Source organism: Metabacillus sp. GQ13, from assembly GCF_059758525.1.
The window spans coordinates 117,349-137,968 of sequence record NZ_JCAXET010000001.1; the positions used below are offsets into that span (position 1 = coordinate 117,349).

The 20,620-nt window shown below is 32.1% G+C and carries 22 protein-coding genes and 1 pseudogene; 8 read left to right on the forward strand and 15 right to left on the reverse strand.

The window, feature by feature from the left end:
* Positions 1-53: 53 nt before the first annotated feature.
* Both AC6CHR_RS00660 and AC6CHR_RS00665 read right to left on the reverse strand, forming a co-directional pair.
* The gene (locus tag AC6CHR_RS00660; protein WP_498246515.1) at positions 54-332 is read right to left on the reverse strand and encodes an NUDIX hydrolase; all 279 of its coding nucleotides are present in this window, start codon (positions 330-332) and stop codon (positions 54-56) included.
* A complete protein-coding gene (locus AC6CHR_RS00665; RefSeq protein WP_498246843.1) occupies positions 311-904 on the reverse strand; it encodes a GNAT family N-acetyltransferase in 594 nt (197 codons plus the stop codon). Before AC6CHR_RS00665 ends, AC6CHR_RS00660 begins: the two co-directional genes overlap by 22 nt.
* Positions 905-1,508: 604 nt before the next feature.
* Between AC6CHR_RS00665 and AC6CHR_RS00670 the strand changes: the two genes are divergently transcribed.
* From AC6CHR_RS00670 to AC6CHR_RS00680, 3 genes are read left to right on the forward strand one after another with little or no spacing between them, the layout of a single operon-like run.
* Positions 1,509-1,874, forward strand: coding sequence for a DUF2089 domain-containing protein (locus AC6CHR_RS00670; protein WP_498246516.1), 366 nt, complete (start codon positions 1,509-1,511; stop codon positions 1,872-1,874).
* 12 nt (positions 1,875-1,886) lie between these two features.
* Positions 1,887-2,270: an SHOCT-like domain-containing protein gene (locus tag AC6CHR_RS00675; RefSeq protein WP_498246517.1), complete on the forward strand. Its 384-nt coding sequence runs from the start codon at positions 1,887-1,889 to the stop codon at positions 2,268-2,270.
* Between the two features lie 8 nt (positions 2,271-2,278).
* Entirely contained in the window at positions 2,279-2,566 is a 288-nt protein-coding gene (locus AC6CHR_RS00680) for a hypothetical protein (RefSeq protein ID WP_498246518.1), read from the forward strand.
* A gap of 17 nt (positions 2,567-2,583) precedes the next feature.
* Here AC6CHR_RS00680 and AC6CHR_RS00685 read toward each other — a convergent pair.
* Both AC6CHR_RS00685 and AC6CHR_RS00690 read right to left on the reverse strand, forming a co-directional pair.
* Positions 2,584-3,156 (reverse strand): annotated as a pseudogene (locus AC6CHR_RS00685) (YdeI/OmpD-associated family protein); the annotation flags it as partial.
* Positions 3,157-3,270: 114 nt separating this feature from the next.
* Positions 3,271-4,431 (reverse strand): MFS transporter, encoded by a 1,161-nt coding sequence (locus AC6CHR_RS00690; RefSeq protein WP_498246519.1) that lies wholly within the window; start codon positions 4,429-4,431, stop codon positions 3,271-3,273.
* Between the two features lie 745 nt (positions 4,432-5,176).
* Between AC6CHR_RS00690 and AC6CHR_RS00695 the strand changes: the two genes are divergently transcribed.
* Positions 5,177-5,581 (forward strand): CBO0543 family protein, encoded by a 405-nt coding sequence (locus AC6CHR_RS00695; RefSeq protein ID WP_498246520.1) that lies wholly within the window; start codon positions 5,177-5,179, stop codon positions 5,579-5,581.
* Between the two features lie 208 nt (positions 5,582-5,789).
* Here AC6CHR_RS00695 and AC6CHR_RS00700 read toward each other — a convergent pair whose 3' ends face one another.
* Both AC6CHR_RS00700 and AC6CHR_RS00705 read right to left on the reverse strand, forming a co-directional pair.
* Complete coding sequence (locus AC6CHR_RS00700; RefSeq protein WP_498246521.1) at positions 5,790-6,137, reverse strand: YrdB family protein; 348 nt, start codon at positions 6,135-6,137, stop codon at positions 5,790-5,792.
* 1 nt (position 6,138) lies between these two features.
* Positions 6,139-6,747, reverse strand: a complete 609-nt coding sequence (locus AC6CHR_RS00705) for a hypothetical protein (RefSeq protein ID WP_498246522.1) — start codon at positions 6,745-6,747, stop codon at positions 6,139-6,141.
* 781 nt (positions 6,748-7,528) lie between these two features.
* Here AC6CHR_RS00705 and AC6CHR_RS00710 point away from each other — a divergent pair.
* On the forward strand, positions 7,529-7,672 hold the full coding sequence (locus AC6CHR_RS00710; RefSeq protein WP_498246523.1) for a DUF2382 domain-containing protein: 144 nt from the start codon (positions 7,529-7,531) through the stop codon (positions 7,670-7,672).
* A gap of 59 nt (positions 7,673-7,731) precedes the next feature.
* Positions 7,732-7,854: a hypothetical protein gene (locus AC6CHR_RS00715; protein WP_498246844.1), complete on the forward strand. Its 123-nt coding sequence runs from the start codon at positions 7,732-7,734 to the stop codon at positions 7,852-7,854.
* Between the two features lie 289 nt (positions 7,855-8,143).
* Here the strand turns inward: AC6CHR_RS00715 and AC6CHR_RS00720 are convergent, their stop codons facing one another.
* The 6 genes from AC6CHR_RS00720 to AC6CHR_RS00745 form a co-directional block, all read right to left on the reverse strand.
* A complete protein-coding gene (locus tag AC6CHR_RS00720) occupies positions 8,144-9,061 on the reverse strand; it encodes an endonuclease I family protein (protein WP_498246524.1) in 918 nt (305 codons plus the stop codon).
* A 210-nt stretch (positions 9,062-9,271) separates the two neighbouring features.
* Positions 9,272-9,394, reverse strand: a complete 123-nt coding sequence (locus AC6CHR_RS00725) for a hypothetical protein (protein ID WP_498246525.1) — start codon at positions 9,392-9,394, stop codon at positions 9,272-9,274.
* Between the two features lie 1,032 nt (positions 9,395-10,426).
* Complete coding sequence (locus AC6CHR_RS00730) at positions 10,427-11,191, reverse strand: alpha/beta fold hydrolase (RefSeq protein ID WP_498246526.1); 765 nt, start codon at positions 11,189-11,191, stop codon at positions 10,427-10,429.
* Positions 11,192-11,267: 76 nt separating this feature from the next.
* Entirely contained in the window at positions 11,268-11,696 is a 429-nt protein-coding gene (locus AC6CHR_RS00735; protein WP_498246527.1) for an NUDIX hydrolase, read from the reverse strand.
* A 196-nt stretch (positions 11,697-11,892) separates the two neighbouring features.
* Positions 11,893-12,288: an NUDIX hydrolase gene (locus AC6CHR_RS00740; RefSeq protein ID WP_498246528.1), complete on the reverse strand. Its 396-nt coding sequence runs from the start codon at positions 12,286-12,288 to the stop codon at positions 11,893-11,895.
* A gap of 42 nt (positions 12,289-12,330) precedes the next feature.
* The gene (locus tag AC6CHR_RS00745) at positions 12,331-12,561 is read right to left on the reverse strand and encodes a hypothetical protein (protein WP_498246529.1); all 231 of its coding nucleotides are present in this window, start codon (positions 12,559-12,561) and stop codon (positions 12,331-12,333) included.
* A 312-nt stretch (positions 12,562-12,873) separates the two neighbouring features.
* Between AC6CHR_RS00745 and AC6CHR_RS00750 the strand changes: the two genes are divergently transcribed.
* Positions 12,874-13,431: a hypothetical protein gene (locus AC6CHR_RS00750; protein ID WP_498246530.1), complete on the forward strand. Its 558-nt coding sequence runs from the start codon at positions 12,874-12,876 to the stop codon at positions 13,429-13,431.
* Between the two features lie 320 nt (positions 13,432-13,751).
* Here the strand turns inward: AC6CHR_RS00750 and AC6CHR_RS00755 are convergent, their stop codons facing one another.
* The 3 genes from AC6CHR_RS00755 to aroA form a co-directional block, all read right to left on the reverse strand.
* The gene (locus AC6CHR_RS00755; RefSeq protein ID WP_498246531.1) at positions 13,752-15,497 is read right to left on the reverse strand and encodes a methyl-accepting chemotaxis protein; all 1,746 of its coding nucleotides are present in this window, start codon (positions 15,495-15,497) and stop codon (positions 13,752-13,754) included.
* A 290-nt stretch (positions 15,498-15,787) separates the two neighbouring features.
* On the reverse strand, positions 15,788-16,897 hold the full coding sequence (locus AC6CHR_RS00760; protein ID WP_498246532.1) for a phosphotransferase: 1,110 nt from the start codon (positions 16,895-16,897) through the stop codon (positions 15,788-15,790).
* A 1,304-nt stretch (positions 16,898-18,201) separates the two neighbouring features.
* The gene (gene aroA / locus AC6CHR_RS00765; RefSeq protein WP_498246533.1) at positions 18,202-19,545 is read right to left on the reverse strand and encodes a 3-phosphoshikimate 1-carboxyvinyltransferase; all 1,344 of its coding nucleotides are present in this window, start codon (positions 19,543-19,545) and stop codon (positions 18,202-18,204) included.
* Positions 19,546-19,618: 73 nt separating this feature from the next.
* On the opposite strand from aroA, the gene AC6CHR_RS00770 reads away from it, so the two are divergent.
* Positions 19,619-20,548, forward strand: coding sequence for a LysR family transcriptional regulator (locus AC6CHR_RS00770; protein WP_498246534.1), 930 nt, complete (start codon positions 19,619-19,621; stop codon positions 20,546-20,548).
* The last annotated feature ends 72 nt before the right edge of the window (positions 20,549-20,620 follow it).

The window sequence follows — 20,620 nt, forward strand, 5'->3', positions numbered from 1 at the left end:
ATAAATTCACCTAACAGAATAGGTTTACTTAAAGAAGTATATCCAGTCTCCTCCTATACCTCTCTAATTATTCCTTCTTCATGTGTTTCTTCATCTTCTTTTATGCCAGCAGGTACTTCTATGAAAAAATCCTCGCCTGCATAACGATATTGTTCAACCAAGACAAGCTGATTTTTCTTTGTTATAACAACGGCATTAACCCAACTTGAATATTCATTTACAATATAATCATCTATCACCATGCCGTTTGAATGTAGACATTTATCTTTTCTAACATTGCCAAACGGACCACTATGTAAATACTTTGAACTTAACGTTTTCCATTTATCCATTGCCCCTCTCCTATTTGACTATATTTTACATTTCTGTCCGCAGTTCTTGTAAAAAACCGCAATATCTCCCTAATAAAATAGACGGCTAGATTACCAATCTTCTTTGTCAGAATATAATGATAATGCTTTTTCTCTTCAATTTCTATGTTTCCTTTATGGCGGAAACCACATTTTTGAATAACTTTGTTAGAGCTTACATTGTGTGGAAGAACAACCGTATTAAGTAGTGCAACATCAGTATGATCAAACAAGTACTTTATTAACCCCTTTATAGCTATTGTCGTGTATCCACACTTTCTATATTGCTTTGAAATGGCATATGCTAATTTACGGTTTGGTTCTGGAAGCTCTTCTTTAATACCAGTATTACAGAAACCAATAAACTTGCCAGTTTCCTTTAATATAACACCTAAATTCAAATAATATGGACCACCTATAGTAGGCACTACTGATAAAAACTCTTTATTTGATGGTATTTCATAATTTATAACCCATTCTAATATTTGCTCTCTTGTTGATTGCCAATCTGGCAAAAATTTATAAACTTCGGGTTGTATAGTAAGTTCATAAATAGCATCAACATCTTAAATTCTAAATTCTCTTAGTAATATTTCACCGCAGTCTATTGTAAATAAATTGTTCAAATGTCAATCACCTATCTTTTCCCTTTTTCAACTTACATTCTATACTAAGTTGTATAATTCCTTGTATAATTCCTTCTCTATTTATATAGTTTGAAACTTCATCATCAACACCTATGGCCTCTTATCTGGAGGTTTTTATTTTTGTTTAGTATCTCTTTTAAATTTACTATGTAATTCCTAACCTACAATTTTTATAAAAACTCGGTTGGCACCTCCACCTGCAAAGATTTATGCTTCGAATTTTAGTCAGAGCTCATAACAGAACCAGAAAAATAAAATGTAGGTACAAGTATACGTTCTTTCAAGTTTTCCATTTGAGTAGTGGGTTCGTTAAATAAATGTGCAGTATCATTCACTCCATCCTGAAATCCAGCACACCCTTCGCCTTAGTTAATCCTCATTATATCAAAATCAATAAATTAAGCACATAAAATTAATATTATTAATTTATTTATTAATTTATCAAAACTTATTGTTTACTTTTTTAAATTATAGACATATAATCAAATCAAATGAAAGAAAGGATTTGGTTATGTCTTATCCAGTTATCACACATTGTCCTGTTTGTAGCAAAACAATGAAAATCACCAAGTTACAATGCAACCATTGTCAGACAACAATTGAAAATGAGTTTGAACTTTCAAAACTTGCTTCTTTTACACAAGATCAACTTCATTTTGTTGAAACATTTCTTATCTGTCGTGGAAACATTAAAGAAGTTGAAAAAGAGCTTGGCATTTCATATCCTACTGTTCGTGGGAAATTAAACGACATTATTACATCTCTGGGCTATGAAACAAATAAAAAAATTGAAGTCGATGAGAAAAAGATTGTTTCGATGTTGGAGTCAGGAGAAATTACCCCTGAAGAGGCAATAAAATTGTTAAAAAATGAGTAGGAGGAATTGGAAATGAAAAGTGAAATTTCTAAAGTACTTACAATGGTGCAAGAAGGTAAAATTGATGCTGAAAAAGGATCCGAGATTATTGAGATGCTTAAAGACAAACAAGAAGGTCCTTCATTAAGCCAAACCAAAAAGTATGTAGATAAGACATTAAAAATCCGCGTCATTTCTAAAGAAAATGATAATGTTAATGTTAACTTACCTATAAATCTTGTAAAAGCCGTTTTAAAAGCGGGTCATAATATTGCGTCAAGTATTCCGGAATCAAAAATGTATGTAAAAGACATTAATATCGATTTAATTATTGAAGCGATCGAAAATGAGTTAGATGGACAAATTGTTGATATTAAATCGGCAAACGGTGATACTGTATCCGTCATAATTGAATAGATGCTGCTATGATAAAGGTATTTATTCAAGTTGAAAATCATCGTAAATATACAATACCTGTACCCTATTCATTCCTTCAGGTTGGTTGTTCGATTTTATCTTCAAAATTGCTTTGGCGTCAATTATACAAAGTAACAAATAAATATGCTGAAAAGCCTCTTCCTATACTAACAATTGATCCAGTACTAGGTAAGAAACAATTGAAACAGCTGGTAAGAGAAATCAAGCACTATAAGGGTTTTGAATTAGTCGATGTTACATTACAAGATGGCACCAAAGTTAAAGTGAACTTATAAATTTGGTGCCACTCTTTATTTTTTCTTTGCCGATACAATTCAATAGATTATATCCTTGTGATAGGATTTCAATCATCTGTTGATAACGCTTGTCTCTTGTCTTTTCTTGCTTTGCTGAGAATATTAGCGTGCCCAGTCCCTTTGTTATCCATAGATAGAGACTGATAAAACGTGCGTTCACTTGATAAATCACTAATAAGGATTCAATAACCTTCACATTTTCCTTTTAATCAGCAACACATTGACTTGAATCAGATGGTTTTTTTTCTTTCTTTTTCTCACGCTTTAAGCCAACCACAGTAAAAACATCAACCATGCTAACATTTCGTCTCGATGAATAAACGTTTCATATCGCTTATTGCCTTTCTTCGGATAAGCCAAAAATAGATATCATTTCTCAAGTAAAAGATGGTCATTATGATACTACTACCCTGTGTATGCTTTACCTTTTTTCTACGAAAATAAATATAGCTTCAAGGTCTTTTGATAAAGTTGCCTCTTGCGTCAGTAAACACATTGTAATCATTCGGCTGATTCAATTTCGCCTTATTTGTATACATCTCAAGTTTAAGTTTATCGATTATTGTCACGTGTTCTCCTTAATTGAATGGTTTCAATTAATAAATCTGATAAGCCCATTCTATACTTCTAGTATAAGTGTATCATTTCTAGAAGTATAACGAGTATTGACCTATTACAAAGTGTTACCCATCCTTAGAAGTCTTAGATTCTACCCCTTTCCTGTCTCCTGTTAGATAAGATCCTCCAATTAAGAACAACCCACTCAAATAAAAGACAGGTGCAAGCCCTACTAACGTACCAATAGATCCAAATAATAAAGGTGCGATAACCTGGGAAAAACGATTTGTTGCTAAACGTAATCCTAAAGCTTCTGCTTTTCTCGATGCAGGTGAAGCATTGTAAATGGTTGTCATTGATAATGGTTGCCCACATCCTAATCCAATACCCATTAAGGCAGCAATGAAGTAGAAAATAATGATATGGTTGAAAATTGGAATTGTTAGATAGGCGATCCCAGCTAATGAAAGGGTCATCATCAGTACTCTTTCTCTTCCTAACTGATTAATTAACATGGGTAATGCTGACCGAACAACAACTGATGCTAAGCCCATGACAGTTAAAATCCAACCAACGGTCGAAATAGAATAACCTAAATCTGTCGCATATAAAGGAAAGTAGGCTACGTAAATATCTCTTGAATATAGGACGAGAGAACTAGCTACTAATGCCTTTCGCAATTGTTTATTTTTTAGTAAATTAAAAGCTGATTGACCTTTAGAAGGTATCTCGGTTGTACGTCTCTTACGGATCAGAAGGGGTAATGAAAACGCTAAAATAATTGGCACAATTCCGATCACTGTAGCAGCAAGGTAAGCTGTTGAATAAGTAAAATGATCAGCTAAATACCCTCCCATTACTGGTCCTATTAAGCTCCCAACCGCAACTCCTAAACTGAAGCGGCTATAATTCCGATCCCTATGTTCTACTGTTGACAATGTTCCAATCATATTTTGTAAATTCACATTAATAAATATTTGCGATATCCCGACAAGTGCCTGTGAAACATACAAAGCCCACATCGATTCAAAAAGAAATGGCACGAATATTCCAATCGCAACTCCAAAGGTTCCTAAAATTGTTGGTAAACGATCGCCGATTCGATCTGAAATCTTGCCTATAGGTATCGCTAATAACAATGGAAAAAAGGCATAGGTCGCAGCCAGATATCCTACCTCTGCCATACTAGCCCCCATATGATCCGCATACAAAGAGACAATTGGTCTCGTAATATTGATCATAATTTGATACGTTAAAGCAATTAATACAACGGTGCGGACAACCATATTCTCACCTTACTATCTTTTCTCTTTTTCCTATCAATTAGTAAATACTAATCGTAAATCTCTATGGAATCAACATTAGATGTAAAATGGTCTAATAATTATGAAAACTGCTTGGATTTAAGATCTGTATGTTTAGTGGAATTAAAAAAGCTGTAAACAATTTATGATGTTTACAGCTGTTATTTTCTTAACTCTATTTTCCGTAATAACCCTGTCCTTATCCCACCTCCAAATGGATACCTTTAGAATGAAACAATTTTAAACTGTTATCTTAGATAATATAACTTTATGTAGTAAACTTCTCATACTTATCAATAGCCAGTAGATTATAGTGTCGTATTCTTTCATATTCGATTGCAACTGAAAAGCAACTAGGCAATCTTCATTAAATCCCTCGCTTCGGCTTTGTTACCATTTCCACCTAGTAATTATGTCAATTTATCGAAAAATAAATCCTGCTCTACCAGTAACTCACTAACATAGTGTGTGTATAAATTCGTGCATGTTTTTAACAAAATCGATTAAACAACTACCAAAATTAATTTAATTTATAAAATGAGGTGAATAAATGAACGAAGAACAATCAATAAATTTTGATAACCTAAAACATAGTTCAGAAAATTCGGGTTATGATTGGATTGACTATTGGCAAACATATTCAAATGTAGACACATAGCAGTTTTGGATAAATATTGCCTTTTTAGTTAGTCCTTTAGTTGTGCTATTTTTCAAACTAGATAGAAAAATGGCTTTTCATATTGGTTTCTTTGGGTACAGTTGTCATGTATTATCATCTTACATCGATGGCTATTCTACCAGATTTGGCAATTGGGAGTATCCCTATAAAGTTATTCCCATCTTGCCAATTAGTTTTGGATTAGATACATCATTAATTCCTGTGGTTTATATGTTAGTTTATCAATGGACATTAAACCATAATAAGAATTTTTATATTGTAATCACTTTTGTTGCAGCTCTTTTTTCTTTTGTATTTAAACCTATATTATCTACATTTAATTTATTTCAATTATCGGAAGGTACAACATATTTTCATTTATTTTTTTGGTATTTACTTGGGGGTGTATTATCTAAATGGATTACCAACATCTTTCTTAAGTTTGAGAAAAACGCTTTTAGAACTAATCTTTAGTAGACATCTCAAAGTGTTTAATACTTCTTAGAGTTTATGAGGATTGGTGGGTATATAAACATGACAAAATGCATAAATAAATCCTCAATAGCCGTTTTCACACGTTTAGTGGTAATTATTCTAAAATCCTCTCTCTATTACGTAATTTTTCATTTCTACTAGGGTAATTCAAATTTTGTGAATTTCATTTAGTTACCAGTCTAATCACTTATTGTTTCCAAAGATATAATAGAAACGTATTAATTACAATAGATCCTGCGAAAACAATTGCCCAGATATGACCTTTTTTTAATAGAATTGCAACAAAAGCTAGGCCATAGATCGAGAATTCAAGTGCTATACGGTAGATTCCTTGAAGTTTAAATGGTGCACTAGGAGAACCAAACATCGCCCAAATAACGATAATAAGCAAAGGGCCACCAAGACCAACTACATATTGGAATACCACTCCTTTGTCAATTTTAAAGCCCCAATAACCAATTGCAATTATACTAATTACTTCTAATAAAAAACGCCACGTTAGATTCGTGAACTTAAAAATAGCAAGACTATCCATCCTATAAATTCCCCGAAAATGGATTTGTTTCGTACTGTGAAGTGACCTTTTTCTTTTCTTTAGCCGAGAGTAAAAATACCCCTAACCACACAAAACCAATTCCGGTAATAGTTCCCCCAATGACAGTAAGCCCTTCCGCTACATTCGGGATAACAGTAGCCAATGCAAAAACAACCGTTCCAATGACTAAACTCAATCCTCCTGCTTTAGGAAGAATCCTCACTTTCATAATTGAAATTCCAACGAATATCATCCCCACTACGAAAAATAATGGTCCAACCGAATAGATTATTTCGAAAACCAGATCATCAAAATTAAGATTTCCATTTATACGGTTAGCTGCTACTGATTCAAAATATACAACCGCTGTTACAAATACAGAACCAATAATACTAAACAACATACCTAATGTACTTAATGGATTATTTTTATTACCTTGAGCTTCATAAAAGCCGATAAAAGCAAAGATAAGACTTAGATGGCCAAATAATACGAAACTATTTCCAGTAACTGTTCCATCAGATCCACCTTGTAAATTGAGTAAGTGTGCGCTTGCTAAAAATAATCCTGATGCAATACTTGATACTCCTCCAATAGATCTAAATAACATATTCTCTCCCCTTAAAATAGAATAATTGTCTTATAAATAACCAAGCTAACAAAAAATGGAAAATGACATTCTGTGTCTCTTATTACCGCACAATAGCGCCAGGAGATTCACATATTTAAAATAACCCAATTTATGGGGAAATTGTGCATGAATTCCAGTTGTAAACAGTGTTCTGTTAAGTTATTTTCATAACTAAACCTTAAACTAATGGTGTTAGTTTAATTTTACAACTAATTACATTAGTTTTGCAAGATCTTTATTTACATTCCTTTTGTACTAACCAGGAAGTCTCTGCTCATAAACGTTCGGTACAGGAGACAGAACAAGTACGAGACGTACTTCGTAAAAAAGTTTCAGATGTTGAATCGCATGGTAATAGATATTATGAACGAGGACTAACTGTTCCCCACCTACTTAAATTCTAGTTAAGTAGGTTTCTTTACATACGGCTTTTTTTTAAAAGTTCGTTGATCTAGTACTAATAAAAATCGATTTTTGATATTTATGATGTAAATTGAAGCTATCTCCAGAAGGATAGGATACCAGAGTAATTTAGCGAAAAGAGCACGAAGATAACCTAAAACGTGTACATCAATTCTTTGTACGGAAATCAATAATTTTTGCGAAAACAGACTTACATAAAAAGCAGCTTCAGGAGGTCCTATGGGGAAATATATTATAATTGGTGCGATAATTGGTAGTATAATTTGGTTGGATAACAGGTTTTACGGTAGTAACAGGATTCGTTTTAGGAGCAATTATTGGCGGCATTAGTTATATAATGTATACGAGAAGGAACATCGAAGAACCCTCTGATAAAACAAATAAAAATAAAGAACGAATACAAACGGGTGAAGTAAAGGTTCATAAAGAAGTCGTCGAAGAACTGAAAACGTTCACGGTTCCGATTAAGCGTGAGAAATAGTAATAGAAGCAGGAAATGAAGAGGAACTTCGAATTCCTCTGAAAAAAGAAGAAGTTGAAATAAACAAACACTCGGTGCAAGTCAATGAAGTATCGGTTACAAAACGTCAAATAGAAGAAATGAAACAAAGAAAGGTAAAGCTGAAAAAAGAAACTGTACACGTCGGGTTACAGGTGATGTGATGCAGATGTCATAAAAAAGCCGCCATCTGAAATGACGGAATAAACAGTTTAGGAAATATTCGGGTGGTAACAGGTGAAGACGCTACCCGACTCCTACTACTTCTTCTTCGTATTCATTTTTCAACCTTCTTCATCAAATTTGAAACGTTTGTACAACGATATAGTACAAATCTTCCTTATGAGCCATTAGGTCAACTATTTTAATCTAATTTTAAAGTAATTTATTTTTTGCTTCTCCCTTTTAAGTTGCTAACAATTTCAACTTGAAATTTTCAAAATCACTTAGTTATTATAATAAACCTAACTTAAAATCAATTTTGTATGCATATTGTGGAAAATCAATTAGAGGATTTCTATTTTTCTGCATGTCGTAAATTGCCATATTGCGGTGTCTTTCATAAATCGATACCTTATAATCATTATGCCATTTTAGCAACATTTCAATGTCTTCTTGATTATAACTGCTTATTTCACCCGGGTATCTTATTAAAAAATACAATGTAGCTCTAGCAACCTCACCTTTTCCATTTTCAGGTTCAAATTTATTATCTTCGTACTTCCCACAATTATCTCTAATTTTTTCGACCTCTATTTTAGGGGTATAATCAACGAAATCATAGAAAGGATAATTTGATCTTGATGAGTTGCATTTGATATCACACGTATATAGATGGTGTAAATCTCCTCTCATCGGATTATCTTTATCAAACCATGACTGTGGTACTGTATGTTCACAATTATACATATTTTCACTCTCAATGGATGCCATCTCATCCAGAATATCACTATTGTTTCTTGTGTCACTTGTTAATAATTTGAAATATGCTGCTTTTCTTTTCAGTTCTGCTTCAAAATCTGCCTTCATTACTTGATCCGGATCTTTTCCTTCTCCCGAATAGATACTTTTTAAGTTGCCATCCTCATGAAGGTCAACCCATGAATAAAGGTAATTTCTTGTATTAGAGTTATAAGGTAATTGATTTTCATGTGTACTAGTCACTAACTGATTCAATTGTTTGAAAACTTCTTGCTTCTCCGATTCATTAAAATTAACTTCTTTGTAATAGTTATTGATGATAATTTGATCCTTTTCCTCATCATAATATTTTTTTTCGTTCTTAATTCTCTTTTTGTTATTTTTTAATATTAATAATGAAGCCTTTAAATCATTATTTCCATATGAATCTTTCATATTGACGTTATCCATTATATCCCATCCTCTCTACTTTATTATTAATTAATAGGAGTTAAATACGTATTTCCTCATTTTTTAATTATTTCTTATCTTGAGATCAAATTAGACAAATAGGGCAATAGGATATGAATAGTAACTAACATGTTAATACGTCAATCAATACACCTCCAAAAAATCGGTATCTAACAATTGGGTTGCAGTTTAGTTAATTGAGTTTTTTCACTAAATTTCCACCGAATCAACTTGGAATTTATGAACAGTATCTTTTAATTGATGCGACATTCCATTTGTCTCTTCTGCTACATCAGATACACTCTGAATTGATGATGTTGTTGCTTCTACCACAACTTGAACAGTTTTAGCATGTAGAGCTATTTGGTCGACAACCTCCGCTAATTTAGTGATAATTGCTACTAAATCATTTGATATCTCTGACAGTATTGTTTACTACCGCAAGAATGTTTTGTAGAGATTCTCACGCTTTTTCAGCAGTATTAACTCCATAAATAACCATTTAGTTTATCGTTCATAAATCTCCTTTCATTTAAAAAGGTGTTTCCCATTTAATCGTATTTCTGAAAGAAACCTCCATTCCCAATGATTAAGACGGTCGGCTTCTGTTTAAATTATTCATTTTTGCTCTTAATTATTGTGATAACCTACATTGGATGAAACGGCAAAATAGTATGTTTGAGAAGCTAAAAAGACTATCAATAATTGACAACCTACGATTAACAATCCCAGCTTAATTTTTTATAAATTGTCTATATGTTTTAATTGCGAAAAATAAAGATGTAAGTTGGAAAATACAGCCTAGAAAAAACCCGAAAATTGGGGAGTATTTTAATATTGGTTTCACAACAAGACCACCTGCAAAGCAGAATGCTGCAACAAATGAGAATACCACTGTCCAGTTAGTGTTTTTAAGCAAATAATATCACCTCAAATTATTCATTTTATAATTAAAAAACCTAACATACCGAATAACATAAAATATAAATGCCACTATTGCTATTCTCCAACCTACCTTCTCCTATCAAAATTATCAAAATAATAATGTTTGGCCCTTTCCCAAAAAGAAACCAATACACTATTTACTTTAATTAACGAAAATAATCACAAAAAGTTTCATTCTTGTTTAACTATTTCTCCATGTTGAATTACAAAATGAGGTCACACAGCAATGCCATCTGGACTCTAGCTCTCGTGGGGCTCTATCTCGTCAAGTAAACAGGTAGCCTCTTTCATGTAAAAGCTGTTAAATTGCAATACCTAGTCCATTACAACTGCAAAAATTGCCCCTCCATAATAATGGTCATAAGTTATCATCCCTACCCATTAAATACTGCTACACCTATATCACGATATTTCAATCGATTACTTTGTAAAACGGCCATTTTCTATCCATTTTTCAATCAGTTGATTAAAGTAATCTGGTTTTGCAAAAGAAATTCCGTGTCCTATATTAGGTATAACAACTTCTGTACAATTCGGATTTTGTGAGACTATATCTCTTGCTGATTTTTTCATGATCGTTTTTTCTCTTTCTCCAACAGTAACTAAGATCTGACCTTTTGCCTTATTAAAATCACCTGGTATCTCAAATGACATATTCTCTTCTAATATACTAACGAGGGCCTCTAATTTCATATAACAACTTTCCTTATAATATGTATCAAAGTATTTTTTATCTATATAAAGTGTTTTAGCTTGAAGTTTTGAAAATGATTTATTTTTTATCAACGGGTATGTTAATTTGGTAGTGGGTCTAATTAATTTTTTCGCAAAAGTCATCGGTCTTACTAAAGCACTGTTAATGATTGCATAGTTAATCAATTTTGGTCTCAAGCTCAACATTTGAATCGTTACTTGTGCTCCTAATGAAAAGCCAATAACGTTTACTTGTTTTTCATTTGCTTTAATTTCAATTAATTCTATTATTTTTTCTGAACTATCATAAATCGAAAAGTTTCCATTACCAGTGCTTAAGCCGTGTTCTGGTAAGTCAATTGTTAAACAATAGTTATGAGAGAAATACTCAATTTGGTTATCCCACATCCAACTACTCACACCCCCACCGTGCAAAAATACCATCATGAATGGAGAGTGCTTGTTACCATATTCTTGATAATGTAATTCCATTCTTTTTTCTCCTTTAATTTGTTTTCTTATTCAACAAAGAATATGTATGACTCCGTTTGGTAGTAATTCTCTACTTTTATAGGAATTTCGACTTTTTTTCTCTATTTATGTAATCAATTAAAAATTTTCTATCTTCTAGAAATGTTAATTCTAAAATCTTAATTTGTTCAGATGTTTTCCAAGCAATATCATAAATAAGATGATCTGGGTCTTGAATAATTCTTTTCCCACCTACAATCTTCACAAAAAAATAGTGAACCTCAACAGATAGGTTAAGTTTCGGATAGCTTTCTCTTTTCACCTTAATTTCTTCAACAATTTCAGCTAAAAACCCAGTTTCTTCTTCGATTTCTCTAATACAGCATTCCTGAAACGTTTCGTTACCTTCTCTTTCTCCTGATGGAATTGACCATGTCTTTTTCTCTGCAGGTTTTCCTTGTAAGACCATCAGCAGATCCCCATCTTCACTAAAAGATACACCAGCTGACCCATACCATTCTAGCATTTTATATAACCCCCTTTTTTTACGCAATGTCCGTTTGCTAATACATTTCCACCTACCCCAATGGATATTAATTTTTAACTATAACAGTTCCTTGATTAGTGGAACACGGAACCTAGATTGCAGACTCAACTATCCTTATACTACCTATTGAAAAAATCGTTTTATCCTATACGTTAATTTTTATTTATCTTCCTTCTTATTTGAATAACGATTGTACCTTTAAGGCAACTTCTCTAGGTTTAACATCTATTGCCGCCAACCTTTCTATATCGATCCAGATTGGCAAATATGTTCCTCTGTCTCTATTAAAATCTGAGTATTCTTCTCCTTTTCCCGTACCAAACATGCCCTTTATTATTTCGGCCAAGAAGAAGTATTGAGTACCATTAAATGTAACTTTTGCAATGCATGCTTTCAATTTAATTTCAATGCCCAACTCCTCTAGAGCTTCTCTCTTTGCCGATTCTTCTGGTGTCTCTCCATCCTTTATTCCACCACCAGGAAATACATAATAAACAGAACCTTCTCTTATTCTCTTAATTAGACCAATCTTTTTATCTTTAATCTGCACAACTGAACCTCTATCTCGCATCACTTTATCCCCTATATTGTTATAATTAATTTAAAGCTATTGTTAAAAACAAAACGTATCGATACATTTTATTTCCTCACTAAATAGTAGTAAATGGGATGTCTTTAGAGATCGATGATATGGGATAAATCTTGCAGACAAAGCTTTTCCATTAACAATAAGTTTGTAGTGAAGATCACGGTTCCAACTTCTAGTGTGGAGCTCTTTTTCAATTACGAATGAACCTTTGCCAATAGAGTAAGGCTTAAGAGCTTTACATATTAATTTGTTCATAATGAGTTTCACCTCTTATTCAATTACAAAATTCACTTTAAATGCATACTTACAAATTCAGTTTCGGATAAAGTATCATCAATAATGTTAGTCATTTACTATCAAAAAAATACTTAATTACGAACCTATAACAACCAATAAATTTCACTCTCATTTTAATAGATTATTTAAATTAATTCTTTTCTTTATCGCATAATTCCTCCAATGAATTGATTTAATAATTCACAATAGTAAAACTATGTATTTATGTATATTAATCAAGTGATTAATTTGGTAGAATTAGGTAATTACATATAACTAGGAGGAAATATTTTGAAGAAGATGTCGTTTTACATTGCCACTTTTATCGTTGTTTTAGTAATTATGAGTGGTTGTGCAACAAAACAAAAAGCAATTGAAAGTGAAAAGGCAAGCGCCGATGTTAAGCCCACAGAGATGAATGAAGAAAAAAATTCTAATGAAGACCAAGAAAAAGAAACAACATCGGATTCCGTTACTGGGTCTACTGAAGATGGTGCAGACGAAGAAACAATTTCTACTGATAATAAGTCCGCTGTAGTTCGAACTTTTTTAGAAAGTGCTAATGATCTTGATAAAGAAACATTTAGTGGAGTTTTAGTTAATGACCTAGACTTAAGGGAAGAATTGATCGAGAATTTCTTTAGCGAAGATGAAGTATATAAGTTTGATATTATAGAAATGATTGAGTCAACCGAAACACCTGATGACTACCAAGATATTCCCAAAGAAAAACTTGCAGTATTTGATGCGAAAATTAATATGACACAAGGTGATGAAATTGGTGAAATTCCCGTTTCTGTCATTCTTTATAAAGAAATAGATGGTTGGAAGGTTTTAGATTTCTATTAAGCTAGAAGATCTTCTAGCTTAATAGCGATATACAATGTGAAAGTTCATGAATAAAGAGCATCGAAGGAATACTACAATGCTCTTTTCCTATCAATATAGAACTTTTTAAATGAACACCCCATTTCATGGAATGGTAAACGAGAGAAAATATTACATAATTCCAAGAGGTGTTATCCATTTTCCTAAATAAAAAGAAGTAACTAAAAAAAACCTCCTAATATTTACTGTAAATCAAATAAAATCCAATGAAATAAAAAAATACACCTCCAATTGTTGGTATCTACCAATTGGGGTGCAGTATAGTTAATCGAGTTTTTTCACTAAGTTTTCACTGAATCAACTTGGAATTTATGAACAGTATCTTTTAGTTGATTCGACATTCCATTTGTCTCTTCTGCTACAGCAGATACACTCTGAATTGAAGATGTTGTTTCTTCTACCGCAACCTGAACAGTTTTAGCGTGTAGAGCTGTTTGGTCGACAACCTCCGCTAATTTAGTGATAATCGCTACTAAATCATTTGATATCTGTACTTCGCTTCTTGTCGTATCAGATATCGCTTTAATATCTCTGACTGTATTGTTTACTGCCGCAAGAATGTTTTGTAGGGATTCTCCCGCTTTTTCAGCAGTATTGACTCCATCTATAACCATCATTTTATTTTCTTCCATAGATACAGACGCTTGTTTTGTTGCATCTGATATTAATTGGATCAATTTAGAGACTTCCCTGGCTCCTTCATTTGACTTTTCTGCTAGATTACGTACTTCATCTGCAACAACAGCAAAGCCTCTACCATGTTCACCTGCGCGAGCAGCTTCTATACTAGCATTTAGTGCTAATAAATTCGTTTGTGCAGCTATACCTGTAATCATATCATTAATAGATTCAATTTCTTTTGAATAACTGCCTAATAAGGTAATAATCGATTGTGTTTCATCTGTTTTTTCAGAAATGCGATTCATCGTCTCGACTGTTTCATTCACCTTTTGTACCCCATCGTTAGCGGAATCCAACGTGTCAGTAGAATTGCTCACACTTCTGTCAGCCTTTCCTTTCGCATCTTCGATTAGAGTCGTTAACTTTTGAATTGTCTCTAAAGCTGATTGTGTCGATTGATTTCCTTGTTCAGCTCCATCCCTCAACTCATCCACAATTCCATTGATTTTATCAGATGCATTCATTATTCCTTCTATAGATGATGTTGTTTCATTGGTTGAATACAATAATTCTTCTGAAGATAAGAGAATGGATACAATCATTTCTTTTAGTTTATCGTTCATTTCATTCAGAGAATTTGATAACTCTCCTACTTCATCATTTGATTCTAATGTTAAGGTATCATGTGTTAAGTCACCAGCAGATATTTCTTTTAACCTAGTAGATATTGAAGTAATAGGTTTCGTAATTCTATGAGAAAAATAATAGAGTATACCACCTGCAACAATTATTACGACAATAAGAACGATACCAATGTTTAAAAGGATGCCACTAGCTCTTTTATTAAAATCCATTTCATACGTTCCAGTCGCGATAACCCAACCCCAATTTGGATCTACTTCTACATAGGTAATTTTTGGTTTTACTGTGTCAGGCTCTTCTGGAAGTGGCCATTGATATTGGGAAAATCCATTATCTTTTATTGAATCTAAGATGACCTCTCCTACATTCACACCATTTGGATCGATAGATTCATTCAAGTTTATTCCTTCTTTAGAAGGATGAGCTAACAAGACCCCTGATTTATCCATGATGAAGCTATACCCATTTTCACCTATATCTTGTTTATGATTTATCGAGTGATTCCCCTTTTCCTCTGGGCCCAAAGCAAATTCTTTGGCCGATTCCTTAGCAGATTCTAAAGTGATTTCACCTAATTCAACTCGATCATTTAAGTGATCTATCATGCTAATAATAGATTGAGTATTATTTTTAATAACTATTTTTCCGAGGTTGTCCATTTCATCTTTTGAAAAATTATAACTAATAAATCCGATAATTGAACACGTAATAATAAGAAGACTCACTGCGACAAGGACAAACTTGGCTTTTATTGTTAATCTCATTTTTTCACCTCCATTTGTATTTGTTTGGTTTTAATGATCATGTAAATCTTTTATACTATGATTTTGTAATCGTTTACATCATTTGAATTTAAATATAAACCTTTTGTCCTACAATTACAATCGGATAATAATATTATAACTAAATTTTTTATCAGTTTTTTGGGGAAATTGATGAATATGCATTGATGGTTTAAAGATTAGTATAGTAAAAATAATTATAAAATTCATTTACATAAATAAATCCAAGTCGTTTATAATTCATTGTCTCATAATTTAGAGATTACTTTTTTTTAAACAAGTAGATTAACTGGAGAAAATCGTTTTAAATAAGAGGTTATTAATGTACCTAAAACCAATTGGTTTAAAAGTGATCGATAAATTACTCCCTTTATTACTGAAACTAGAACAAGTTTAAATATTTTCAGTAACGAATCTAGCTCTCTGTAATTTTCTGAAAGCCAAATCATTTCTTTTGAAAACCGAAGAGGTGGTCCAGAATGTTGCTCCATATTTGACCTTATCCACCATGGACTTTCCATAAACCATAATAGTTTTAATGATCTTATTAGATTATCAGCTTCAAATAAATGACTTTCACGGTACCCTTGAACAAATGCTCTAACTAGATCAACATCAAAGTAATTTTCATTTAATGCACCAGATAGTATAGCTCTAGCTACATCTAACGGTGGAAAGTCGTACTTTAACCTATCAAAATCTAAAACAGCACTGATATGTTTTTCTTTAAATAATAAATTATCTACCCATAAGTCTCGATGGGCCCATCCTGTTTCAGTTAATGCAAGATCATCCAAATCTACAAATTCAGTTATTTTATATTGTAAATCAATTATTGCTACTAATTTTTCTATGTTCGTATCAATTACATCTTTTCTAACAGTTTCCCAATGTTCTAAACGCTTCTTGAGACTTGGTAAAATAAATTCAGGTCGGTTTCTGTCCGGGAGTGTTCCGTCATTTATTATTTGATGCATTTTGCCGGTTACACGTCCTAGGTCTTCCATTTGCTCTATCGTTAATTTTCCTGGAGGAACATTTACACCCTCACAATAATTCATTAGTATAAACAATTCTCCGTTATCTGATTCAAACATAAGATTACCTTCAAAAGGAATTAGTTTAGGACAAGGCAGCCTTTGATTATATAATCTCATCTGTTGGGATAAAGCAAATGATAGTTCGGTACGATTATAGAGTTTGAACCTTTCCTTGTTGTATTGCTTAATTAAGAAATCTCCTTTATCAGTAATAACTTTCCACTTTAAATTTAACCAACCACGTTTTATAGGAATGACCTCAAATACTTTGAATCCAAATAATTGTTTACACTTCCTCAATATATCGTTTACTATTTGATCCTCTATCAACTTTAACTCCATTATTCAGATCCTTTCATGTTTATAGATTATTAATATAATTCTACAAGTAGAATTACTTCCCTTTAATTAGAGGGTTATCAAGTATTTTTTCACTAGATTTTTCGCTTATAAATAAAAAATACCTTACCTTTTTTGAAGTAAAGCACCTATTAAAGAACATTATTAAGTTGATGAAGGAATCGTTTTATCATACCAATGCTGAACACGTTTAACATGTAATACATCACCTTTTACCTTTATTTCTATTTCTTCGTAATCCTCCCCTATAGCAATTACTTCTGCTACATCAAGAATGTTCTGTAGTCATCCATCTCCCAACCAATCGTGTACCATATTTTAACTGGATTGGTAAAAGGCTATATTAAAATTGTAATAAACCATTTCAAAAATTCATTTATTTTTCTCGAGTCTTTGATCGATAGAATAGAAGATTGATGATCGTGATGTATAAGGGAAATGAAATGAGATGAATACTCACATTAAAAATAGTAAAATCGCTTATTATTGAGTATTCTCCCCATTCTAAAAGGAAACGACACGACAATCCAATTAAATTTAATATCAAAGTTAATGGAAACAGAACTAGAGGTCGTTTTTCAAACAAAACAAAAAATAGATAAGCAACAAAAAAATTGAAAACTAAGATCGGTATCATCAATAGAAAATCGCTAACTAAATTTATTGGAAACATTATGCCTCCAATCATAACAATCCATAAACAATTAAAAATAATAATCTGATTTCTATTACTTGATATCAATTCAATTTTTGTTGTATTCATTCTCTTCTCAACCGACTTTCCTATTAAATGATTCTGTTGCTTTCTTTGTACAATTTAGTTACATTGATTCCCTTTCCTATAAATAAATTAATTTGCTCGATCTTAGTTCCTCAAACTATCTTTCCAATTTTCCACTCAGATGTTTTCTTAGCTTCACAAGAAAAAGCAGAGTGATTATCGATCTATAAAATCTTTTTATGTCAAAATAATAGCTTTGATTATGAAAGGTACTGTTATTGAAAAAAAGGCAATAAAGAAATAGCCAAAATATCTTATTGGTTTTGGTGATTTTTTAAGGTTTACATCATTGGATATCCTTCAATATTATTCATATGTTCCATTGCGTCATTAATAGATTTTTTCTCGAACATAGTACCCCTCCTTAATTTAACAAATCTTATTCATATTATATAACTTTTTTAAATGTAAACCCTTCTTTTTTTGAAAATGTGATGCAACATATTTGATTTCTCTCATTAGTGTTTAATTTAAAATCTTTAACAACTAAACACTGATTCATCATTTAATATCGAGCGATGTTTAAACCAAAGCTTTCTAACATATTAAAATACTGAGGGCAAGTTTTAGAAACACATCCTGGATCATTTATTTGTATCCCTTCAACTCTAGAACCAATGAGTGCTAATGACATTGCCACTCTGTGATCATCATGGGTATTGAGTAAAGTTGGTTTAGGAATACCTGGATACACTTTTAATCCATCTCTAAATTCCTCGACTTTAATTCCTAACTTAGATATTGAATCACATATGACACTAATTCGATTTGATTCATGATGACGGATATGTTCAACATCTTTTATTGTTATTGGTCCATCTGCAAATGGAGCAATAGCTGCTAATGTTAAAGTTTGATCTGACATCTCTCTCATTGATATTTCAAGTCCACCTTTTAATTGCTTAACACCTTCTAACTCAATAAAGGATGAACCTTTCGTTACTTTACAACCCATTTGTTCAAGGACATCTATCATCTTTATATCTGGTTGTTTTGTGTCATAGTTTAGATTATCAATTCGGATTCTTCCATTTGTTACCGCAGCAAGAGCAAGAAAGTAACAAGCAGTCGACACATCAGCTTCTAAATTTACATCTTGAGGAATGTACATCGAAGGATAGACTATTATTTTTGTTAGATTGTTATCATAACGAACATTTGCACCGAACTTTTTCATTAATTCTAAAGTTAAAAGCACGTATGAGTGTTGAACAATGTGCTCACTTATATTTACTGTAATTGCTTCTTTGAAATAAGGTGCTGCAATCAACAGACCACTTATAAATTGACTAGAAATATTCCCCGAAAGTCTGATCTCGCCACCCAATAATGCTTTTCCTTTAATTAACAACGGATAATAACCTTCATCGCTTAAATAGTTGATTTCAGCGCCAAGCTCCTTTAAAGCGTTTATTAATTGAGATATGGGTCTTTTGCTCATGCTCTCACTCGCTTCAATTTCCCATTTCCCTTCACCAGATACTGCTAATGCTCCAGGTAAAAATCTTGCTATCGTACCTGCTGCACCAATATACAAACTACTTGATTCCCATTTACCACCCTTGCCCTCAATGAAAGCTGTCTCATTTTCTATGTCTATATGGATACCCAATCTTTTTAAAGAGTCTAGACACCAATACGAATCATCACTTTTTAAAATACCTGACACTTTTGATTTTCCATTAGCTAAAGCACTTATAATTAAAGCTCTGTTCGTTAAACTTTTACTACCAGGAATCGTAATCGAGCCGTCTATTTTGCTTTTACTTGGTGACACGGTTACAGTATTTACATCTTTTAATGGAGTCCAGGGACTTCTGGCTTTTAAATCGAATTTATCCTTTTCCAACTTGCAACCACTCCTTATTTACTGAATCATGATAATCTTCTGTCCATTTAGTATAAATTCAATTAAGATATAAATGAAATCACTATTTCCGATAACAGTTATAGGTGGGATCTATATCGTGACATTAGACTTATATCGAGTATTTTATATGACAGCAATGGAAAAAAACTTCAGTAAAGCTGCAAAAAAATTATACATTACACAACCAAGTGTCAGTCACTCAATTAGGCAATTAGAAGATAAACTAGGGGTTTCACTATTTGTTAGAACCTCAAAAGGAGTAACAATAACCAATGAGGGTGAAATTTTATTTGGCTATATTAAACAAGCTTTCGACTTAATTGATAGCGCAGAGCTGAAGATTTCAAAGTTACTAAATTTAGAAAGTGGACAGGTTACAATCGGAGGAAGTGATTCAACCTTTAAGCATTTTTTGTTACCTCATATACAAATATTTCAAGACAACTTTTCAGAAATTCAGATTAAACTTCAACATGGTTCTACGCCTCAGATAGTAGAAAAATTAGCAAATGGACTTATTGATATTGGCATCATTCATTTACCAATTGATCAAAGTCAAATAAATACAACTGATTATATTAGTATTAAAAGTACCTTTATTGTAGGGGGGAAATATAAAAAATTAGCGAACAAAACGATTTCTCTCAAAGAAATGTTGAACTTTCCAATCATTTCTTTTTCAGATAAAAGTAGTTCAAGGTTTTTTCTAGATCAAATATTTCAATCTCAAAGGTTAAATGTAAAACCCGATATTGAGGTAGGAAGTGTTGAATTGTTGATTGAATGTGCCAAAATTGGAATGGGGATTGGGTTTGTCACTAAAGAATTGGTTTTAAAAGAACTATCAGAAGGTGAATTATTTGAAGTATGTTTAAAAGAAAAAATAGAAGACAGAAAAATTGGATTAATAACAAAACAAGGTATTCCTCTCTCAGTCGCAGCTAATAAGTTTTTTAATCATTTAATAGAAACCGAACATTAATGAATTATTAGATAGGGTCTTATTTCATATTCCATTTCTTTTTTAACGTCTTTTAATTCTATTTCTTCCCTA